Raw genomic sequence first — 19010 nt, 5'->3', positions numbered from 1 at the left:
CGAAGCGTAATCCCAGCGTTCCCCGGGCAAGTAACCAACCGCGCTGGGATTGCATCCCAGCCTGCGATTTCATCCGGGGCTACGCGCGTCAGCGCGCCGGTGTCTGCGTCGGGCGGTGCATCTCAAGGCAACGCTGGCGCGCAGCGGTCATCTGCGTATGCGCGTTGCCATGTTCGCGGGTAATGGCCTGGCGGAACGTGGCCATGCGCGTGCGCAAGGCTTGGCTGCGCTGCGCGTCCGGTGCATTGGCCAGTTGCTCGCCGAGCATCGTCATCTGCTGCTGCAGCGTGCTCACGCGGTCGTTGGACGGGCCGTACACCGACGCGGTGGCATTGGCGATACAGCTGCGCTCGGCGTCGCGGTTGGCTTCGCGCTCGCGCTCGCTCTCGGTCGCTGTCGGGCTGGCGCTTTCGCTGGTCTGGCCAGGCTCGTCACGCACCGCTGTCTCCGAGCTCACCGGCGTTGCGACCGGCGTTGGCGCGGAATGCTCACGCAGCTTCATCGGTTCGGCGCGGGCATCACAGGGATGCTCGGAGTACATGGTTTCGCCGGATTTTCCTTTGCACTTGTAGACCTGGGCAAAGGCGCTGGCCGGGAGCAGCAACAACAGGAGCATCAAAATTGCGCGCATGGGTGACGTCGTCTGGCGATGGGCGGGCGGCTGCAGCCGTACCCTTCTCCAGGCTTCACAGCGGAGAAGGGCGGGGTGATGGGGACTGGGCTTACTTGGTCCGACGGACCTTGGCGCGGGTGTTGAGCCCGTCCACCTGCAGATACCACACGCCCATCAGGCCGGGGGTGATGCGCACGTCTGGCGTCTGCTTGCGCACCCCGCCAACGCGGGCGTCATCGGTCTGTTCCCAGACCTGGCCGTTGTCCAGGGTGAACTGGCGGCCCTTGCCGAAGCCGGTGAATTCGCCGGTCAAACGCGACTGGATCGGCTCGCTGGACCCAAAGTCATGGAAGCCACGATTCTTGACGATAACTTCCTGGCGGCCTTCTTCGCGTGCCTGTTCCAACGCCACGGTGGCGGCCTGCTCCACCTTGCCCTGCAGCCAGTTGTTCAGCGTGGACAGCTCCTGGGCACTGAGTTTGTCCAAGCCGGCGGCCTTGAACTCGGTCGCGGACATCTGCTGCTGCAGGTCGCCGGTGACGGCGCGTTGAGCCTGCGCGCTGGATACGGCGGAAAGTGAAAGGGCGGTGAAGGCAAACAGTACGGCCAGGCGCGGAAGCTTCATGGGCAATTGTTCCCGAATGCGGTTGGGCGCTAGTGTAGGGGCAACCGTCTGCAATTGAATGCTGTGAATCGCACCTCCTCCCCTGGCCTGGATACGCTGCTGCAGCGTGCCTCCACCCGCGCCCTGTCCGAGCCGCTGCGGCAGGCCTTGCTTGCCTGCTGGCAGCATCCCGAAACCGATCACGCCCCGCGCCTGTCCTGGCCGGTGCTGTCTGACACGCTGGACTCGCTGGCGCTGCTGTCCGCCGACGAAGGCGTGATCGTGGCCGCGCTGTTGTTCGACCTGCCCGGGCTGCGGACGCGTTTGGCCGAGTTGCCGCTGGGGACCGCCGCGGCCGCCGTGAGTGGTTTGCTTGATGGCCAGGAAGCGGCCGACCAGGTCTGGGCGCTGCATGCCGGGCGTGAGGCCGGGCGCAATTCCGAAGGACTGCGGCGTCTGCTGCTGTCCATCATCCACGACCTGCGGGTGGTGCCGATCCTGCTGTCGCGGCAGCTGGCCAGCATGCGTGCGGCCGACAAACTGCCCGACGCCGAGCGTCGCGCGCTGGCCCAGCTGACCCGTGATATCCACGCACCGCTGGCCAACCGGCTGGGCATCTGGCAGTTGAAGTGGGAGCTGGAAGATCTGGCATTCCGCTTTCTCGAACCGGAAACCTACCGCCACATCGCGCGCGAGGTGGACGAAACCCGCATCGCCCGCGAGCGCTATGTCGAGGCAGTGAAGAAGAAGCTGTCGGCGGCGCTGGAAGAGCAGGGCATCCGTGGCGAAGTCAGCGGCAGGCCGAAGCACATCTACAGCATCTGGCGAAAGATGCAGAAGAAGCAGCTGGCCTTCGAGCAGCTGTACGACCTGCGTGCGGTGCGGGTGATGGTGGACGACGTGGCCGCCTGCTACGCCGCACTGGGCGCGGTGCACGCGTTGTGGACGCCCATCCCCAGCGAGTTCGATGACTACATCGCGCGGCCCAAGGCCAACGATTACCGCTCGCTGCACACGGCGGTGATCGGCCCGGAAGGGCGCACCATCGAAGTACAGATCCGTACTCACGAAATGCACGCGCAGGCCGAGCTGGGCGTGGCCGCGCACTGGAAGTACAAGGAAGGCGGCAAGGGTGCTGAGAAGGCGTTTGATCGCAAGATCACCTGGATGCGGCAGCTGCTGGAACACGCGCAGGAGCCCGGCAGCCCCGAGGACCTGGCCGGCGCGCTGGATGCCGAACTGATCGAAGACCGCGTCTATGCGCTCAGCCCCAAGGGCGAGGTGATGGACCTGCCGGCCGGCGCCACGCCGCTGGATTTTGCCTACCACGTGCACACGATGGTCGGGCACCGTTGCCGTGGGGCAAAGATCAACGGCCGCATCGTGCCGCTGACCTACCGGCTGCGCAGCGGCGACCGCGTGGAAATCCTCACCGGCAAGGAGGCCGATCCACGCCGTGATTGGTTGATGCCGGCCAACGGTTTTCTCGCCAGCGGGCGGTCGCGCGAAAAAGTACGCAACTGGTTCCACAAGTTGGACCGTGCCCGCAACGTGCAGGCCGGCCGCGATCTGCTGGATCGCGAACTCAAGCGGCTGGGCCTGCAGCATTCGGACCTGATGGTGGCGGCGCGCAAGTTCCACGCGGACAGCGTCGATGATCTGTACATCCAGGTTGCGCTGGGCGACACCGGGCCGAACCAGGTCAGCCGCGCGCTGCTGGAGGCGGAAAAAGCACTGTTGGCACCGCCTACGACACCGGCCCTGCCGCGCCCGACCGCGCGCCGTGGCAGCACCGGCAAATCTGATTTCACGGTGCAAGGCGTTGGCAACCTGCTGGTGCAGCTGGCGCGTTGCTGCCAGCCGGTAGCTGGCGAACCGATCCAGGGCTACCTCACCCGCACCCGCGGCGTCACCGTGCACCGCATGGACTGCATCGCGCTGGCGCGCTTGTCGGCGGCTCATCCGGAGCGCGTGCTGCCGGTGGAGTGGGGCCGCAGTGGCTCCGGTTACGAGGTGGATGTGGTGGTGCGCGCAATGGATCGGCGTTGGTTGCTCAAGGACATCACCAACCTGATCGCGCAGGAAGACGCCTACGTCACCGAGATCAACAGCGACAACGTGCGCGGCAGCGGCCGGGTGCAACTGCGGCTGCGCTTGAAGGTGAACGACTACGGCCAGCTCTCCACCTTGCTGGGCAAACTGGATGCGCTGCCCGGCGTCGATGAAGCGCGCAGGCTCGGCTAACCGGCCTGCGCATACGCATCGCGACAAACCGTAGACGGCATCTGACAGTAAGCTTGTTGGCATGGAGAACTGGCGGCAGCGCTGCGCACACGTATTGGAAACGCTCGGCGAACGGCTGCGGTTGTATCTGCGGTGGTGGGTGGCGCGTGGCTGGAACAGCCCGCGTGCATGGCGCTGGATCGCCTTGGGCGTGGCCGTGTTGGCGGTGGTGCTGGCAATTTTTCGGCAACCATTAGCCGACACGATGTGGCCGGAGACCAAGGTCCAACAGTTGCTCGAAGATGGCCGCCAAGCCCTGCGGGAGGGCCGTTTGAGTGCGGAAGACGGTAGCGGTGCACGCGAGTTGTTCGAGGCGGCGGCGGCCTTGGATCCAGACCGCAGTGACGCGCAGCAAGCCTTGGCACTGACCGGGCAGACCGCCCTGAATCAGGCGCGTGCGCATCTGGCGGCGGGCGATTACCCGGCTGCGACCGCTGCCCTTGAACTGGCGCGGCAACTGCAGGCGCCCGCATCGGAGATTGACCCGCTGGTCGCAGCCTTGCCGCGCAATGCGCACGAACGCGACAGCGTCGAACAGCTGTTGCACCAGGCCGAGGCCGCGCAGGCGGAAGGGCGATTGGACGATGGCCCGGACAGCGCACTGCCGTTGTATCAGCGCGTGTTGGCGGTGCAGCCGGATCGCATGCACGCGCTGGAAGGGCGCGATGAAGCGCTGTCGGATTTGTTGGCACAGGCCACGCAACGCGCATCGGCCGGCGATGTCGCTGCGGCGGCCGCGTTGCTCAAACGGGTGGAAAGCTACGATCCCGGGCATGCCAATCTGCCTTCGGCAAAGGCCGCCTTGAACGGCGCATTGGAGCGCCTCAGCCGGCAGGCCGAGCGCGATCTGTCGCGCGGGCAATTGAAGAAAGCGGCCGCAGGCTTCCAGCAGGTGCTGGCGGTGAGCGAAGATCCGGTCGCCCGGCAAGGCTTGCAGCGCGTACTCCTGTTGCAGACCCAGGAGGTGGCGCGGCTGGCCGGGGATTTCCATTTCGAGCAGGCCGAGCAGGCGTTGGCGCAGGCGCGCGAACTTGCCCCCGGCAGCGCCGAGGTCGTTGCCGCCACGCGCACACTGCAGCGCGCCCGCGCCGCACAGAAGTCGATGGAAGCGCCGCTGCCGGCGGCTGGCCGCGAACGCCGCTTGAAGGAGCTGCTCGCCCAGCTGGAGGTCGCCGAAGCGCGCGAGCAATGGCTGTTGCCGCCGGGCAACAGCGCCTACGACCGCTTCAAGGCCGCACAGGCACTGGCCCCGCAGGACGCACGGGTCAAGCGTGCCGCGGCCCGCATCCTGCCGGCGGCACGCAGCTGCTTTGAAGACAATCTGCGCGGCAATCGTCTGCGCGCGGCGCGCACCTGCCTGGATGCGTGGCAGGCCTTGGCATCCACCGATGCCGGTCAGGCACTGGCGCGGCGGCGACTGGCGCAGCGTTGGATCGCGGTCGGCAGCGAGCGCTTGGGTGCAGGCGATACCGCATTCGCTGCGCAGGCCTTGGCACAGGCGCAGGAAATAGACAGCACCACCCCGGAAATCCGCGACTTCGCCGAGCGCGTGCGCACCGTGGTGCCGTAACACGCAAACGTTGCGACGACCGTCAGTTGCGCTGCGTGCCCGACGTTGGATTGAAGAACACCCGCTTCACCGCCTCGCGTGCGGCATCCATCGAAAAGTGCTGGGCGATGTTGCGCAGGCCGTTTCCGGACAACTGCTGCCACAGGGCTTGATCGCTGTACAAGCGCACCACGGCATCGGCGAAGGCCTGTGCTTGGTCGGCGACCAGAACGTCCTGGCCGTCGTGCAAGTGCATGCCTTCCACCGCGCAGGTGGTCGCTACCAGCGGCTGGCCGTGGGCCATGCTCAGGTTGATCTTGCCCTTTACGCCAGCACCAAAACGCAGCGGCGCCACGGCGATGCGTTTGCCGTCCATGTATGGCGTCACGTCAGGCACATAGCCGTGGACGGTGACACCCGCCTGACCGGCGGCCAGTGTGCGGATGCTGTCGGGCACGTCGGCGCCGATGCAGTGGAAGTGCACATCGGGCAGTTGTTCGCGGATCAGCGGGAACACTTCGCCGATGAACCACTGCATCGCATCCAGATTGGGCAGGTGCAGGAAGCCGCCGACGAACACCAGATCGCGGCGCTGTGCCCAATCGGCACCGTGCCCCGCGATTTCATGCAGATTGGAAATCAGTTCGACCTGCACGCGCGGCGCATCGGCGGCCAGTTGTTCTTTTTCGGCGGCGCTGACCAGTACGGTCACGTCGGTGGCATCCATCACCGCCAGTTCGCTGGCGCGGGTGCGCTCGGCACTGCGCGCCAGCCCGGCGTCGGCGGCGACTTCCGCGCCGCGTCGCTCGCGCAGGTAATGCAGGTCAACCGTGTCGAACACCGTGCGTGCCTGCGGCGCAAACTGTTTGACCAACGCCAGGCATTCGTTGGCGACGTGGTAACGCACCATCATCACTGTCGAGAAGCGCGCGCCGTTGTCGCGCAACCAAGCGGTAACGCCCTTCAGGAAAGGCGCATGCCAGACTTCCACACCCATCGATTGCAGTGCTTCGGTGGCTTTGCCGGCATGCAGGCCACGGGTGGGCACAAACACCACATGCGCGCCGTCTTCCAGCAGCATGCGGATCAGGTTGACCTGACGCAGCGAGGCCGAATCGCGATCCGGCTGCGGCACCGATTCATCCAGAATCAGAATCTGCGGTTGATGGCGGTGCTGGTTGGCGGGCGTCGGTACGGTGCCGACCGGCAATTGCTGCTCCAGCGCATCGCGCCACTTCGCCGCGAACACCTGTTGGTTGCGCACCTGGTAGGCCTTGATGCCGCTGCCGGTGTCAGTGCCGTTGCTGGTGCCTTCGTCGTGCACCACGCGGCTGGCCGGTTGTACCAGCACGCGTCGGCCGGCGGCACGCACCTTGAACGCAAGATCGGTGTCTTCGTAGTAGGCCGGCGCATAGCGCGTATCCAGCCCGCCAAGCTGTTCAAACAGCTCGCGGGGAATGGCCAATGCAGCACCGGAGCAATAATCGGTATCGCGCAGACTGGTGAAGCGGGGGTCTTCGGCCGACTCAAAACGGCCGTAGCTCCAGCAACTGCCATCGGCGAACACCACGCCGCCGGATTCCTGCAGGCGCCCATCCGGATACAGCAGCTGCGACCCGATCAGACCGGCGTCGGGAATGCGCTTGAAGGTATCCAGCAGCGCGTCCAGCCAGCCGGGTTGCGGGATGGTGTCGTTGTTGAGCAGCACCACGTATTGCCCGCGGCTCAGCCGCAGGCCATCGTTGCAGGCGGCGATGAAGCCGCCGTTCTGCGCACGCAGGTGGTAACGCAGGCCTTCGATCTGCGGCATCCATTCGGCGGTGGCGTCGCTGCTGCCGTCGTCGATGACCAGGATTTCGCAATCAGCGATCGGCGGATGTGTGGCCAGCGCCCGCAGGCAGGCCAGCGTGTGCGCGCAGTGGTTGTAGACCGGGATGACGATGCTGGCCCGGGGGGTGTCGCTGCTGGGCACGCTGAACGGAGCGAAGGGGCCGCCGGCCGGCTGATACAACGGCTCGCGACGCGGTGGCGGCTGCTGGCGGGTATGCACGCCCACCCGGTGCAGGGTGGCGCGCCAGCCGCGGGTGCGCAGGCTGGCCAAGCCGCGGCGGATCAGGCCGATGACGCGTTTGAGGTGATAACGCGCGTCGGCCAGGGACGTCGACATTCCTTTGGAACTCCAGCTTAAGCAGGAAAACACCCAGCGCCGCGCCAGAGGATTGCGCTGCGTTAGACTCGTGACAACCCACATTCTCGCATCCCCGTGCCACGACGCTACGATTCAGACGCATTCGACGACGATACCGACGACAGCAACCCGTTGTGGCGCAGCCGCCTCATCACCTGGGGGCTGGCAGCTGTTGCGTTGGGACTGGGCTTCCTTATCCCGTACACGTTGTACCTGAACGGTCAGGTCACGCAGCGGTTCGGTGAGCTGCGTTGGCAGATTCCCACCCGTGTCTACGCGCGCCCGCTGGTGCTCAGCCCTGGTGTGGCGATGAACGCGGCCACGCTCAAGACCGAGTTGGCCGCGTCCGGGTATCGCGATGACGGCACCGGCAGCAGCCCGGGCACTTATAAGGTGCAGGGCGGCACGTTCACCATTTCCAGCCGTGGCTACAACGACGTCGATGGTCGTGTGGCACCGCGCCAGCTGACGGTGGCGGTGTCGGACGGGCAGGTGGCCTCGGTGCGTGAAGGCGGCACCCGTAACGCGGTCAAGGCCGCGCGTCTGGACCCGGCACGTATCGCCACGCTGTACGGGCAGAAGCAGGAAGAACGGCGACTGGTGCGGGTGTCCGAGGCGCCGGAGCTGCTGGTCACTGGCCTGCAGGCGGTAGAGGACAAGGATTTCGCGCGCCATCACGGCATCGACCTGAGCGGCATTGCGCGTGCGGTATGGGTGACGGTGCGCAGCGGCGGTGAAACCCGTCAGGGCGCCAGTACGCTGACCCAGCAGTTGGCCCGCAGCGGCCTGCTGGGCATCGGCAAGGAACAGACCCTCACCCGCAAATTCAACGAAGTGCTGTACGCGCTGATCATGGAGGCGCGCTACGACAAGGCCACCATTCTGGAGGCGTATCTCAACCAGGTGTATCTGGGCCAGCGCGGTAGCCAGGCCATTCACGGTGTGTCGTCGGCGGCCGAATTCTGGTTCGGGCGCGACCTCAATTCACTGACCACCGAACAGGTGGCGCTGCTGATCGGGTTGGTCAAAGGGCCGTCGTATTACGACCCGCGCCGTAATCCTGAGCGCGCGCTGGACCGCCGCAACTTCGTGCTGGGCAAGCTGCATGAAAGCCAGCTTATTGATGAGGCCGAATATCAGCGTGCGCTGAAGGCGCCGTTGGGCGTGTCCAAGACCGCAGGCCTGGCGGCGGCCAATCGCTTCCCGGCGTACATCGACCTGGTGCGTCGCCAGCTCGGCCACGATTACCCGGAAAACGTGCTGCAGGGCGCCGGCTTGAATGTCTTCACCGGCATGTCGCCGTCGGCCCAGGCGTATGCCGAAGGCGCGGTGGCGCACACCATCAAATCGTTGGAGAACAAGCGTCGTCCGGAACTGCAGACCGGCTTGGTGGTGACTGACGTCCACAACGGCGACGTGCTGGCGGTGATCGGCAGCCGCGATGTGGCCGAGCCGGGTTTCAATCGTGCCATCGAGGCGCAACGGCAGGTCGGTTCGCTGCTCAAGCCGTTCGTCTATCTGTTGGCGCTTGCCCAGCCGGATCGCTTCTCGCTGGCCAGCTGGGTCGATGACTCACCGGTGACGGTCAAGCTGAGCCGTGGCCGCAACTGGACGCCGGGCAATGCCGACAACCGCAGCCACGGCACGGTGCGACTGATCGATGCGTTGGCGCGTTCCTACAACCAAGCCACGGTGCGAGTGGGCATGCAGGTCGGGCCGGAGCGGCTGACCCAGTTGATCAATGTGCTGGCCGGGCTCAAGGCCGACTCTAATCCAGCGGTGATTCTGGGTGCGACCGACCAGAGCCCGTACGGCATGGCGCAGCTGTATCAATTCCTGGCATCGGGCGGTGAGATCCAACCGTTGCACGCGGTGCGTGGCGTGGTCGATGCGCAGGGTAAGTTGCTCAAGCGTTACGACAAGAGCCCGGCGCCGGCGCAGGAAGGCGACTCCATTGCCGCCAACCTGATCAGCGTCGCGCTGCAGCAGGTGGTGTCCAGCGGCACCGCTGCGCGGCTCAACGCCGATGGCCTGTCGCGGTTGCAGCCGGCCGGCAAGACCGGCACTTCCAATGATGGCCGCGACAGCTGGTATGCCGGCTACACCGGCGATCACCTGGCGGTGATCTGGATGGGCAACGACCAGAACGAGCAGACCGGTTTGTTTGGTTCCACCGGTTCCATGCGGGTGTGGTCGGGCATCTTCCGCAACCTGCCGAGCAAGCCGCTGCATGTGAACAACAAGGGCCTGGATTGGCAGTACGTCGAGGCCGCCGGCAGCAATGCCACCGATGAAGGTTGTCCCGGCGCGCGTCGCTTCCCGTTCGTGGTGGGCTTTGCGCCGCAGTACGTGCCGTGCACGATGCCTGCCGAAGCTGCGCCGATGGAAGGCGAGGCGGGCGGTCAACAGGAAGGCGGCGGTTGGCGCAGTTGGTTTGGCATGGACCCGAAACCGGCTGAACCGGCGGCGGCTCCCGCTGCAGAAACACCTGCGCGATAATGCCAGCCATGAACGACATGCCTTTGATCCGCTCCGCCTTGGTTGCCACGGCCGCCTCCCTGTTGCTCAGCGCCTGCATCAGCGCGCCGCCTTCCGCACCGAAGGTGGTCGACAGCACCACCCCGGCGCAGCGATTGGCCGCCGTGGAAGCCATCGCCGGCATCGATGACACCGAGCTGTCAGTGCAGCCATTGCGCGATGCGCAGGTGGAAGATCTACACGCTTCGGCCATCGCCAAGCGCAAGGCCGGTGATCTGGACGGCGCGGCCGATGCGTTGAATCAGGCGTTGCTGCTGGTCGACAACGACCCGGGCATCCTGCAGGAGCGCGCCGAAGTGGCATTGCTGCAAGCCGATTGGCCACGTGCCGAGTCACTGGCGAAGAAGGCCGTGGACCTGGGCTCGCGGACCGGCCCGCTGTGCCGTCGCCATTGGGCGACCATTGAACAATCGCGCCTGGCCCGCGCCGAGAAGGAAAACGCCGTCTCCGCACATGCACAGATCGAAGGCTGCACCGTGCCGGGCATCAAGCGGTTTTGATGTTGGAGCGGGGATTGTGGGAGCGGGGAACAGGGAATACCGGGTTCAAGTGCGGACGTAGACGATGAACCTTTCATTCCCTGTTTCCCATTCCCCAGCCCCCGCTTTGAATGTGGGCAACCCAGAGAATGCGGACGGTGAACGCGAATTTTCGTTCCCGGTTCCCCATTCCCCAATCCCAGCCCCATAACCATGTCCTCGCTAGCCACCGCCAGCCTTGAAGCCCTGAGTGAAGGCGGCGCACTTGCGCGCCAGCTCGATGCGTTTGTGCCGCGTCCGGCACAGCTGCGTCTGACCGGCGCCATCGCCGAGGCCTTCCAGCAGCGCGATGTGCTGCTCGCCGAAGCCGGCACCGGCACCGGCAAGACGTTTGCCTATCTGGTGCCGGCGTTGCTGTCGGGGTTGAAGACGATTGTCTCTACCGGCACCCGCGCGCTGCAGGACCAGCTGTATCACCGCGACCTGCCGCGCGTGCGCGCCGCGCTGGGCGTGGGCCATCGTGCCGCGTTGCTGAAAGGGCGCTCCAATTACCTGTGCCGCTACCGCTTGGATCAGGCGCGTGGCGAGCCGCGTTTCACCAGCACCGAGCAGGTGGCGCAGTTCCAGCGCATCGTCACCTGGTCCGGGCGTACCCAATACGGCGATGTCGCCGAACTGGATGGCTTGGCCGATGACTCGCCGCTGCTGCCGATGGTCACTTCGACCGTGGACAACTGCCTGGGCACCGACTGCCCGTTCTGGGACGACTGCTTCGTGGTGCGTGCGCGTCAGCGTGCGCAGGAAGCGGACCTGGTAGTGGTCAATCACCACCTGTTGCTGGCCGACCTGGCACTCAAGCAGGAAGGTTTCGGCGAAATATTGCCCGGCGCGCAGGCCTTCATCATCGATGAAGCCCATCAGTTGCCCGAGCTGGCGGCGAACTTCTTCGGCGAAGGCTTTGGCATGCGCCCGTGGCAGGAACTTGCGCGTGACAGCCTGGCCGAATGCCGCAGCGTTGCCGGTGCGCAGGCCACGTTGCAGCAGCCGGTCGCCACGCTGGAGCTGGCGCTGCGTGAACTGCGTGATGCGATGGAAAAGCTGCCGCAGCGCGGTACTCGTTGGCGTGCGTTGGCGGTGCCGCAAGTAGCCGATGGTTTCGATGCGGTGGCTGCTGCGCTGGCGCAGTTGCGCGATGCCTTGGCGCTGTTGCGCGAAGCATCGCCCGGCTTGGATGCGTGCCATGCGCGCGCGCAGGAAGGCATGGCGCGGCTGTCGCGGTGGCTGGATGAAGGCGGCGAAGGCGCGGCCGACGAATGGGATATCGACGACGTGCAAGCGACGACTGAGCCGCTCGCACCTGTGGCAGATGCAGACGCGCCCATTCCCGATTCCCTGTTCCCCGTTCCCGGCCCCAACAACGATGTGCTCTGGTACGAACTCACCCCGCGCGGCTTCCGCTGCCAGCGCACGCCGATGGATGTGTCCGGCCCGTTGCGTGAGCACCGTGAGCGATCAATGGCAGCGTGGGTGTTCACCTCGGCGACGCTGACGGTCGGTGGCGATTTCGCCCATTTGGCCACGCGCTTGGGATTGGATGACCCCAATACGCTGATCCAGCCCAGCCCATTCGATTGGCAACAGCAGGCGCTGTGTTATCTGCCGCAGCACTTGCCCGATCCGGCCGCGCGCGGTTTTGGCACCGCCTTGATTGCCGCGCTGACGCCGGTGCTGGACGCCTCGCAAGGGCGCGCGTTCCTGCTGTTTGCCTCGCACCGCGCGCTGCGTGAAGCGGCCGATGCGTTGCGCGATGGTCCGTGGCCGCTGTTCGTGCAGGGCGAGGCGCCGCGCGCCAGCCTGCTGCAGCGCTTTCGGGAATCCGGCAACGGTGTGTTGCTGGGCTCGGCCAGTTTCCGCGAAGGCGTGGACGTGGTCGGTGACGCGCTGAGCGTGGTGGTCATCGACAAGTTGCCATTCGCCGCGCCGGATGATCCGGTGTTTGAAGCGCGGCTGGATGCCATTCGCCGCGAAGGCGGCAATCCGTTCCGCGACGAACAATTGCCGCAGGCGGTGATCGCGCTGAAGCAGGGCGTTGGCCGGCTGATCCGCAGCGAAACCGACCGCGGCGTGCTGGTGCTGTGCGACCCGCGTTTGCTGAGCAAAGGCTACGGCCGCGTGTTCCTGGATTCGCTGCCGCCGTTCCGGCGCACCCGCGAGCTGGCCGATGTGCAGGCCTTCTTTGCGCGACAATGGGCGCCGGAACACGCTGCCACGCTCGATTCGGCCGATGTTCCTGCTGCCGATGCGGATTCCGCCGCACCGCCTTTTTCCCTGTCGTGATCGCCTGCCATGAAGCTGCTTGCCTTTGAAACCGCCACCGAAGCCTGTTCCGTTGCCCTGTATGTCGATGGACAGGTGCTGGAGCGTTTCGAGGTCGCGCCACGTCGGCATGCCGAACTGAGCCTGCCGTGGGCCGAGCAGTTGTTGGCCGAAGCCGGCATCAGCCGCAGCCAACTCGATGGCATCGCCTTGAGTCGTGGCCCCGGCGCGTTCACCGGCGTGCGTCTGGCGATTGCCATCGCGCAGGGCATCGCGCTGGCGTTGGATCGGCCGTTGCTGCCGGTCTCCACGCTGCAGACGCTGGCGATGCGCGCGCCGCAAACCGCAGCGCAGGTGCTGGCCAGCATCGATGCACGCATGGGCGAAATCTATGCCGCGCGCTTCGTGCGTGATGGCGAAGGTGCACTGCAACTGCAGGGCAATGAAGTCGTCATCGCGCCGGATGCGGTTGAATTGCCGGCGGACGAATCCGGCTGGGCCGGCGTTGGCACCGGCTTCGGTGCCATGGATGGCGTGCTCGCCACGCGCTTCCAGTCGCGACTGACGTCATTGGATGCACAGGCACTGCCGTGCGCATCGGATGTATTGAAGATCGCCGTAGCGGCGATGCAGCGCGGCGAAGGCATTGCCCCGGAACTGGTGCAGCCCGCCTACCTGCGCGACAACGTCGCACTCACCTTGGTCGAGCAGCAGGCATTGCGGGATTCCAAGCGCTGAGCCAGCGGCCAGGTCGGTTGGGGTAGGAGCGGCGTCCGCCGCGAAGCCATTGACGGAGAACGCCGCCAACATGCCGGCAATTGCGGTCGCGTTCGGTATCGGAAGTGCTACTTGTTTCGCGGCTGAAGCCGCTCCTGCGAGAACGGGGGCACATCGCGTGCGTTCCGCTCAGCGGTCGTCGTGCAGCTGCCCGCCGGGCAGGAATACCCAGGTGCGGGTGACCTGCAGGATGTCGATGTCGTCCGCAGTCTTGGGCAGCGCCGGGAACGGCTGGGCCAGTTCAATCACCCGCAACGCGGTGGAATCCAGCAGCGGCACGCCACTGCTGCGCAGCACGCGGCTGCTCTCGACGCTGCCATCGCGACGCACGCCGACGCTGATCACTACTTGACCGCCCAGACGACGACGACGGGCTTCGTCGGGATAGTTCAGATTGCCGACGCGCTCGGCGCGGTCCACCCAGGCGCGCAGGTAGTTGGCATAGGCGTATTCGCGGGTGCTGGCCGAAACGAACTTGCGGTTGGGACGTTTGGCGTACTGCTCCGAACGCAGATGCACTTCGGCTGCCAGGCGTGCCATTTCCGCATCGCGCTGTTCGCGTGCGGTCAGCGCGGCGGTGGGGTCGGGGCGATCCGGCAGGGGCTGCGACTGCGCATCAGCAACCGTGTCCTCGCCGTGCGCGCTGGTCACGATGCGTGCCTGCGGCGGAGGCGGTGCGGCGGCGCTTTGCTGCTGCAGCGGAATCGGCGCCAGCCCGTCCTGCAGCTGCGGCACGATGCCGGCCTGGCTGTCGCGCGGCCGCTGCGCCTTGTCGTGGTCGCCGCCACCTTGCTGATTGGCCTGCGCGAGGAAGTCGGCCTGCTTGGGCGTCAGCGGTGTGCTGGTCTGGCTGAAGATCACATCCAGCGTCGGCACCAACGGCGCGTTGTCGCTCACCGCAAAGCCCACGCCCAGGATCAACAGGCCGTGCACCAGCAGTGACAGCACCAGCGTTGCGGTCAGGCGTTGTTGATCGGTGACGCGGGGCGCCACAGGCAGTGAGCCGGCGGTGGAGCTCATTGCTTCAGACCGGCCTCGATCACGTCGAACAGCTGCCCGGCGATGTTCAGCCCGTACTGCGCATCCAGCTCACGCACGCAGGTGGGGCTGGTGACGTTCACTTCGGTCAGGTAGTCGCCAATCACATCCAGCCCGACGAAACGCATGCCGCGACGCTTCATCTCCGGGCCGACCTGGGCGGCGATCCAGCGGTCACGCTCGCTCAGCGGGCGGCCTTCGCCACGGCCACCGGCGGCCAGGTTGCCGCGGAACTCGTCGCCCTGCGGGATGCGCGCCAGGCAGTAATCCACCGGCACGCCGTCCACCAGCAGGATGCGCTTGTCGCCGGCGCTGATGTCCGGGATGAAGCGCTGCGCCAGCGTCTGGTTGCGGCCGCCGTCGGTGAGCGTTTCCAGAATCACGTTGAGATTCGGGTCGCCGGTGCCGCTGCGGAAGATCGAGCGCCCGCCCATGCCGTCCAACGGCTTGAGCACCGCTTGGCCGTGCTCAAGGACGAACGCCTTCAGCTCGGCCGCATTACGGCTGACCAGGGTCGGCGGGCAGCACTGCGGAAACAGCAGTGCGGCCAGCTTCTCGTTGAAGTCGCGCAGGCCTTGCGGATCGTTGACGATCAGTGCGCCGGCCTGCTGGGCGATGCCCAGGATGTGCGTGTCATACAGGTACTCGCCATCGAACGGCGGATCCTTGCGCATCAACACGACTTGGCCGGGGCCGAATTCCAGCGGTGCAAACTCCCCCAGGGTGAACCAGTCGGCCTTGTCGTCGCGCACCTGCAGCGGCGCCACATGCGCCACCGCCTTGCCGCCATGCAGGGACAAACCACCCGGGCGCACGTAATGCAGCCGGTGACCACGGCGCTGGGCTTCCAGCAGCATGGCGAAGGTGGTGTCCTTGCTGATCTTGATGTCGGCGATGGGGTCCATCACCACGATGACGTCTAAAAGCATGGGGGAAATCCGTCAGGTCAGGGGAGCGATGTTAGCGGTTCGGGACGGGGGCGCCCAGCGCGCGCAGCCGCAGTAAGAGGCTGAATGGAGCTACGCTGAAATTGGGACGTGGCGCACATTGACGCTTGTTACAGACGTATCTGATGGACGCTGCTTGACAGTTTGGTGCAGGGCTGGGATATAGATGCGCTTTCACGGCGGCTTCGCGTTCGATGTCCGCTGCGTGTCCGGGGACTAGCAAATGGTTGAAAACATGACTGCGGGTGGGGAACTCGCAGGGTTGAAGGTGATGGTCATCGATGACTCGAAGACCATCCGGCGCACGGCTGAAACATTGCTCAAGCGCGAAGGCTGTGAGGTTGTGACCGCAACCGACGGCTTCGAGGCCTTGGCCAAAATTGCCGACCAGCAGCCGCAGATCATCTTTGTCGACATCATGATGCCGCGTCTGGATGGTTATCAGACCTGCGCACTGATCAAGGGCAACCAGCTCTTCAAGTCGACCCCGGTGATCATGCTTTCTTCCAAAGATGGCCTGTTCGACAAGGCTCGCGGCCGCATCGTCGGTTCCGAGCAATATCTCACCAAGCCATTCACCCGCGACGAACTCTTAGGTGCCATCCGCACATACGTCAACGCCTGACCAGGGGGGAAAGGCACAAATGGCTCGAATTCTTTTGATCGAGGACTCACCGACCGACAGGGCGGTGTTTACGCAGTGGCTGGTCAAGGCCGGCCACGAAGTTCTGGCAGCCGACAACGCCGAGGAAGGCCTGCAGATTGCCCGCGACCAAGGTCCACAGCTGGTGCTGATGGACGTGGTGTTGCCGGGCATGAGTGGTTTCCAGGCCACGCGTGCGCTGTCGCGCGACGAGGCCACGCGGGACATCCCGGTGCTGATCGTCAGCACCAAGGGCATGGAAACCGACAAGGCCTGGGGCATGCGCCAGGGCGCTACCGATTACATCGTCAAACCGCCGCGCGAGGATGACTTGATCGCGCGGATCAACAAACTGGTGGGTTGATGCGTTCTCCCTTCGACATCCTTGAGGCCTACGAACGGCGCAGCCTGGCGCATGCCGTGCAGTTGCCCGAGCGCAGTTATTCCCAGGATGTCTGGCGCGGCGTGGGTTACCGCGTCGGCAGCCGCCACCTGGTGTCCGATTTCCGTGAAGTGGTGGAAATCGTGCCGATGCCGCCGGTCACTCCGGTGCCCGGTGCGCAGGGCTGGCTGCTGGGCGTGGGCAACCTGCGCGGCAACCTGTTCCCGGTGGTTGACCTGAAGTATTTCCTCGAAGGTGAGCGCACTGCGCCGCAGGAAGGCCAGCGCGTGTTGATCATGCGTCAGGCCGGCGGCGACGTGGCGCTGGTCATCGACGAGTTGTATGGCCAGCGCAGTTTCGAGCAGCAGCTGGAAGTGCCCCCGGCGGATATCGCACAGGGCCGCTACGCGCATTTTGTTGAGCGCGCATTTGACGATGACGGTCGCCATTGGGGCGTCTTCTCGCTTTCGCTGCTTTCCCGCACTCCTGAATTCCGGCAAGCGGCCGCCTGATCGGCGCGCTTGCCTCTTCGCATTGGATATCGAGGTCGAACGATGAGTACTGCTTCCGAAGGCGCCAGGGCTGGCAAGCTTGGCAATGTGGGTACCAATTTCTGGCTGGGCCTGCTGGTGCTCTCGATGGTCGTGTTCGGCGCCAATACCGGCGTTGCGACATGGCAGGGCAGCCGCTTGGCCGGTGCCAGTACCGGCGCGGCCGATCTGCAGGTGCTCTCGCAGCAGCTGGCCAACCAGGGCCGAGAGGCCGTGGCCGGTAGCCGCACCAGCTACGCCGCGTTCAAAGACACGCGCAACAAGATTGAAAGCACGGTGAGCGAGCTGCAGGGCCGCTTCGGCAACGAGACCGGCGTGTCCGGCCCGCTGCGTGATCTGGTCGATACCTGGAAGCCGCTGTCCAAGAACGCCGAGCAGATCGTGGCCTCCGAGCCGGCGGTGCTGGCCTTGGCCGGTAACGCGGACAACTTCGTCGGCGCGGTGCCGCAGCTGCAGGCGCAGTTGAACGAAGTGGTGCGTGCGATGACCGCAGGCGGTGCGCAGGCATCGCAGGTCTACAACGGTCTGCAGCAGGTGGTGGTGGTCGGCACCATGGCCCGCCGCGTGACTGAAATCCGTGCCGGTGGCCAAGGCGCCAGCGGTGCCGGTGACGCACTGGCGCGCGACATGGTGGTGTTCTCGCAGGTGCTGGAAGGCCTGCGTCAGGGCAATGAGGAACTGGGTATTTCGGCGGTTCGCAATGCCAATGCTCAGGTTGCGCTGGAACAGTCGGCCAATCAGTGGGCCAAGATGAAGAAGGATGCCGACGCCATTCTGGCCAGCTCGCGCAACCTCTTTGCTGCACAGTCCTCGGCCGCGGCAATGACCAGCGGCTCGGACAAGATGCTGGAAAGCAGCCGCAAGCTGTTTGATGCGTTCTCGGCCTTCGGTTCGGCCCGCGACACCCGCATCTTCCCGAACTTCTGGTGGAGCGTGATCTTCGGTGGCCTGTCGGTGCTGTCGATTGTCGGCTTCGTGTGGAGCTCGGTGCGCGGCCGTTCGCGCGAACAGGAATTGCGTTACCAGACCCAGGTGGAATTCAACAGCCGCAACCAGCAGGCGATTATGCGTTTGCTGGACGAAATCAGCTCGCTGGGTGAAGGCGATCTGACGGTAAAGGCCTCGGTGACCGAGGACATGACCGGCGCCATCGCCGACGCTATCAACTACGCCGTGGACGAACTGCGCAACCTGGTGACCACCATCAACGACATGTCCGGCAAGGTGGCCGTGTCGGCGCAGGAAACCCAGGCAACGGCGATGCAGCTGGCTGAAGCGGCAGGCCATCAGGCTGACGAAATCACCAGCGCTTCGGAGCGTATCGGCGAAATCGCATCGTCCATTGAGCAGGTCTCGCGCAACTCCACCGAGTCGGCCGAAGTGGCGCAGCGCTCGGTGGTCATCGCAACGGAAGGTGCCGGCGTGGTGCGCCAGACCATCCAGGGCATGGACCAGATCCGCGACCAGATCCAGGAAACCTCCAAGCGCATCAAGCGGCTGGGTGAGTCCTCGCAGGAGATCGGCTCGATCGTGGAACTGATCAACGACATTTCCGAGCAGACCAACATCCTGGCGTTGAACGCCGCGGTGCAGGCCGCGTCGGCCGGTGAAGCCGGTCGCGGTTTCGCTGTGGTGGCCGACGAAGTGCAGCGATTGGCAGAACGTACCTCCGGCGCAACGCGGCGAATCGAAGGCCTGGTGCAGGCGATTCAGGCCGATACCAACGAAGCGGTCACCTCGATGGAACAGACCACCGCCGAAGTGGTGTCGGGTGCGCGACTGGCCGAAGACGCCGGCACCGCGCTGACCGAAATCGAACGCGTGTCCAACGCACTGAACAACTTGATTAAAAACATCTCCATCGCCGCGCACCAGCAGGCCTCGGCTGCAACGGACATCACCCAGACGATGGGCGTGATCCGGCAGATTACCGGCCAGACGTCGCAGGGTGCCGGGCAGACCGCCGATTCGCTGGGCCAGCTGAACCAGCTGGCCGCGGAACTGCGCCGTTCGGTGGCCGACTTCAAGCTGCCAGCCTGAGCGGGCTGAGTGCGCTGATGCAGGCGGGGATGCAAAGGAACCAGCAGATGAAGTGTCGTCAT

Annotated in this window: 15 protein-coding genes; 10 read left to right on the top strand and 5 right to left on the bottom strand. The window is 65.4% G+C overall.

Annotation, left to right across the window (positions count from 1 at the left end; genetic code table 11):
• Positions 1-88: 88 nt before the first annotated feature.
• Positions 89-631, bottom strand: a complete 543-nt coding sequence (locus ACREP4_RS15090; RefSeq protein ID WP_431597012.1) for a DUF4124 domain-containing protein — start codon at positions 629-631, stop codon at positions 89-91.
• A gap of 91 nt (positions 632-722) precedes the next feature.
• On the bottom strand, positions 723-1238 hold the full coding sequence (locus ACREP4_RS15085; protein WP_431597011.1) for a hypothetical protein: 516 nt from the start codon (positions 1236-1238) through the stop codon (positions 723-725).
• A gap of 63 nt (positions 1239-1301) precedes the next feature.
• Here ACREP4_RS15085 and ACREP4_RS15080 point away from each other — a divergent pair, with 63 nt between their 5' ends.
• A complete protein-coding gene (locus ACREP4_RS15080; RefSeq protein WP_431597010.1) occupies positions 1302-3461 on the top strand; it encodes a RelA/SpoT family protein in 2160 nt (719 codons plus the stop codon).
• Positions 3462-3522: 61 nt separating this feature from the next.
• Positions 3523-5070, top strand: coding sequence for a hypothetical protein (locus ACREP4_RS15075; protein WP_431597009.1), 1548 nt, complete (start codon positions 3523-3525; stop codon positions 5068-5070).
• A 22-nt stretch (positions 5071-5092) separates the two neighbouring features.
• On the opposite strand, the gene ACREP4_RS15070 is transcribed toward ACREP4_RS15075, so the two are convergent.
• The gene (locus ACREP4_RS15070; RefSeq protein ID WP_431597008.1) at positions 5093-7216 is read right to left on the bottom strand and encodes a glycosyltransferase; all 2124 of its coding nucleotides are present in this window, start codon (positions 7214-7216) and stop codon (positions 5093-5095) included.
• A gap of 96 nt (positions 7217-7312) precedes the next feature.
• Between ACREP4_RS15070 and mrcB the strand changes: the two genes are divergently transcribed.
• The 4 genes from mrcB (at position 7313) to tsaB (ending at position 13308) form a co-directional block, all read left to right on the top strand.
• Positions 7313-9736 carry a penicillin-binding protein 1B gene (gene mrcB, locus ACREP4_RS15065; protein WP_431597007.1) on the top strand — a complete coding sequence of 808 codons (2424 nt, stop codon included), beginning with the start codon at positions 7313-7315 and terminating at the stop codon, positions 9734-9736.
• On the top strand, positions 9736-10275 hold the full coding sequence (locus ACREP4_RS15060) for a hypothetical protein (RefSeq protein ID WP_431597006.1): 540 nt from the start codon (positions 9736-9738) through the stop codon (positions 10273-10275). The genes mrcB and ACREP4_RS15060 overlap by 1 nt, the downstream gene beginning before the upstream one ends.
• Positions 10276-10467: 192 nt before the next feature.
• Positions 10468-12591 (top strand): ATP-dependent DNA helicase, encoded by a 2124-nt coding sequence (locus tag ACREP4_RS15055; protein WP_431597005.1) that lies wholly within the window; start codon positions 10468-10470, stop codon positions 12589-12591.
• A gap of 9 nt (positions 12592-12600) precedes the next feature.
• Complete coding sequence (gene tsaB / locus ACREP4_RS15050) at positions 12601-13308, top strand: tRNA (adenosine(37)-N6)-threonylcarbamoyltransferase complex dimerization subunit type 1 TsaB (protein ID WP_431597004.1); 708 nt, start codon at positions 12601-12603, stop codon at positions 13306-13308.
• Positions 13309-13476: 168 nt separating this feature from the next.
• On the opposite strand, the gene ACREP4_RS15045 is transcribed toward tsaB, so the two are convergent.
• Together ACREP4_RS15045 and gshB are read right to left on the bottom strand one after the other, a co-directional pair.
• Complete coding sequence (locus ACREP4_RS15045; protein ID WP_431597003.1) at positions 13477-14367, bottom strand: TonB family protein; 891 nt, start codon at positions 14365-14367, stop codon at positions 13477-13479.
• A complete protein-coding gene (gene gshB, locus ACREP4_RS15040) occupies positions 14364-15314 on the bottom strand; it encodes a glutathione synthase (RefSeq protein WP_431597002.1) in 951 nt (316 codons plus the stop codon). The genes ACREP4_RS15045 and gshB overlap by 4 nt, the downstream gene beginning before the upstream one ends.
• Before the next feature lie 241 nt (positions 15315-15555).
• Between gshB and pilG the strand changes: the two genes are divergently transcribed.
• From pilG to ACREP4_RS15020, 4 genes are read left to right on the top strand one after another with little or no spacing between them, the layout of a single operon-like run.
• A complete protein-coding gene (gene pilG / locus ACREP4_RS15035; protein ID WP_057632755.1) occupies positions 15556-15957 on the top strand; it encodes a twitching motility response regulator PilG in 402 nt (133 codons plus the stop codon).
• Positions 15958-15976: 19 nt separating this feature from the next.
• A complete protein-coding gene (locus ACREP4_RS15030; RefSeq protein ID WP_431597001.1) occupies positions 15977-16339 on the top strand; it encodes a response regulator in 363 nt (120 codons plus the stop codon).
• Positions 16339-16869 carry a chemotaxis protein CheW gene (locus tag ACREP4_RS15025; protein WP_431597000.1) on the top strand — a complete coding sequence of 177 codons (531 nt, stop codon included), beginning with the start codon at positions 16339-16341 and terminating at the stop codon, positions 16867-16869. The genes ACREP4_RS15030 and ACREP4_RS15025 overlap by 1 nt, the downstream gene beginning before the upstream one ends.
• A gap of 42 nt (positions 16870-16911) precedes the next feature.
• Positions 16912-18948 (top strand): methyl-accepting chemotaxis protein, encoded by a 2037-nt coding sequence (locus ACREP4_RS15020; RefSeq protein WP_431596999.1) that lies wholly within the window; start codon positions 16912-16914, stop codon positions 18946-18948.
• Positions 18949-19010 lie beyond the last annotated feature (62 nt).

The sequence above is a fragment of the Stenotrophomonas sp. genome (genome assembly GCF_050737575.1).
In the GTDB taxonomy this organism is placed as follows: domain Bacteria; phylum Pseudomonadota; class Gammaproteobacteria; order Xanthomonadales; family Xanthomonadaceae; genus Stenotrophomonas.
The sequence above is the reverse complement of the archived record's forward strand: the minus strand, read 5'-3'. Positions and strand labels throughout refer to the sequence as shown.

Excerpts from the sequence above, each read along its gene's own strand:
- ACREP4_RS15045 (WP_431597003.1), bottom strand. The coding sequence starts at position 14,367 with ATGAGCTCCACCGCCGGCTCACTGCCTGTGGCGCCCCGCGTCACCGAT.
- ACREP4_RS15085 (WP_431597011.1), bottom strand. The coding sequence starts at position 1,238 with ATGAAGCTTCCGCGCCTGGCCGTACTGTTTGCCTTCACCGCCCTTTCA.
- ACREP4_RS15020 (WP_431596999.1), top strand. The coding sequence starts at position 16,912 with ATGAGTACTGCTTCCGAAGGCGCCAGGGCTGGCAAGCTTGGCAATGTG.
- ACREP4_RS15060 (WP_431597006.1), top strand. The coding sequence starts at position 9,736 with ATGCCAGCCATGAACGACATGCCTTTGATCCGCTCCGCCTTGGTTGCC.
- ACREP4_RS15075 (WP_431597009.1), top strand. The coding sequence starts at position 3,523 with ATGGAGAACTGGCGGCAGCGCTGCGCACACGTATTGGAAACGCTCGGC.
- ACREP4_RS15090 (WP_431597012.1), bottom strand. The coding sequence starts at position 631 with ATGCGCGCAATTTTGATGCTCCTGTTGTTGCTGCTCCCGGCCAGCGCC.
- ACREP4_RS15055 (WP_431597005.1), top strand. The coding sequence starts at position 10,468 with ATGTCCTCGCTAGCCACCGCCAGCCTTGAAGCCCTGAGTGAAGGCGGC.
- gshB (WP_431597002.1), bottom strand. The coding sequence starts at position 15,314 with ATGCTTTTAGACGTCATCGTGGTGATGGACCCCATCGCCGACATCAAG.
- ACREP4_RS15025 (WP_431597000.1), top strand. The coding sequence starts at position 16,339 with ATGCGTTCTCCCTTCGACATCCTTGAGGCCTACGAACGGCGCAGCCTG.
- ACREP4_RS15030 (WP_431597001.1), top strand. The coding sequence starts at position 15,977 with ATGGCTCGAATTCTTTTGATCGAGGACTCACCGACCGACAGGGCGGTG.
- ACREP4_RS15070 (WP_431597008.1), bottom strand. The coding sequence starts at position 7,216 with ATGTCGACGTCCCTGGCCGACGCGCGTTATCACCTCAAACGCGTCATC.
- pilG (WP_057632755.1), top strand. The coding sequence starts at position 15,556 with ATGGTTGAAAACATGACTGCGGGTGGGGAACTCGCAGGGTTGAAGGTG.
- tsaB (WP_431597004.1), top strand. The coding sequence starts at position 12,601 with ATGAAGCTGCTTGCCTTTGAAACCGCCACCGAAGCCTGTTCCGTTGCC.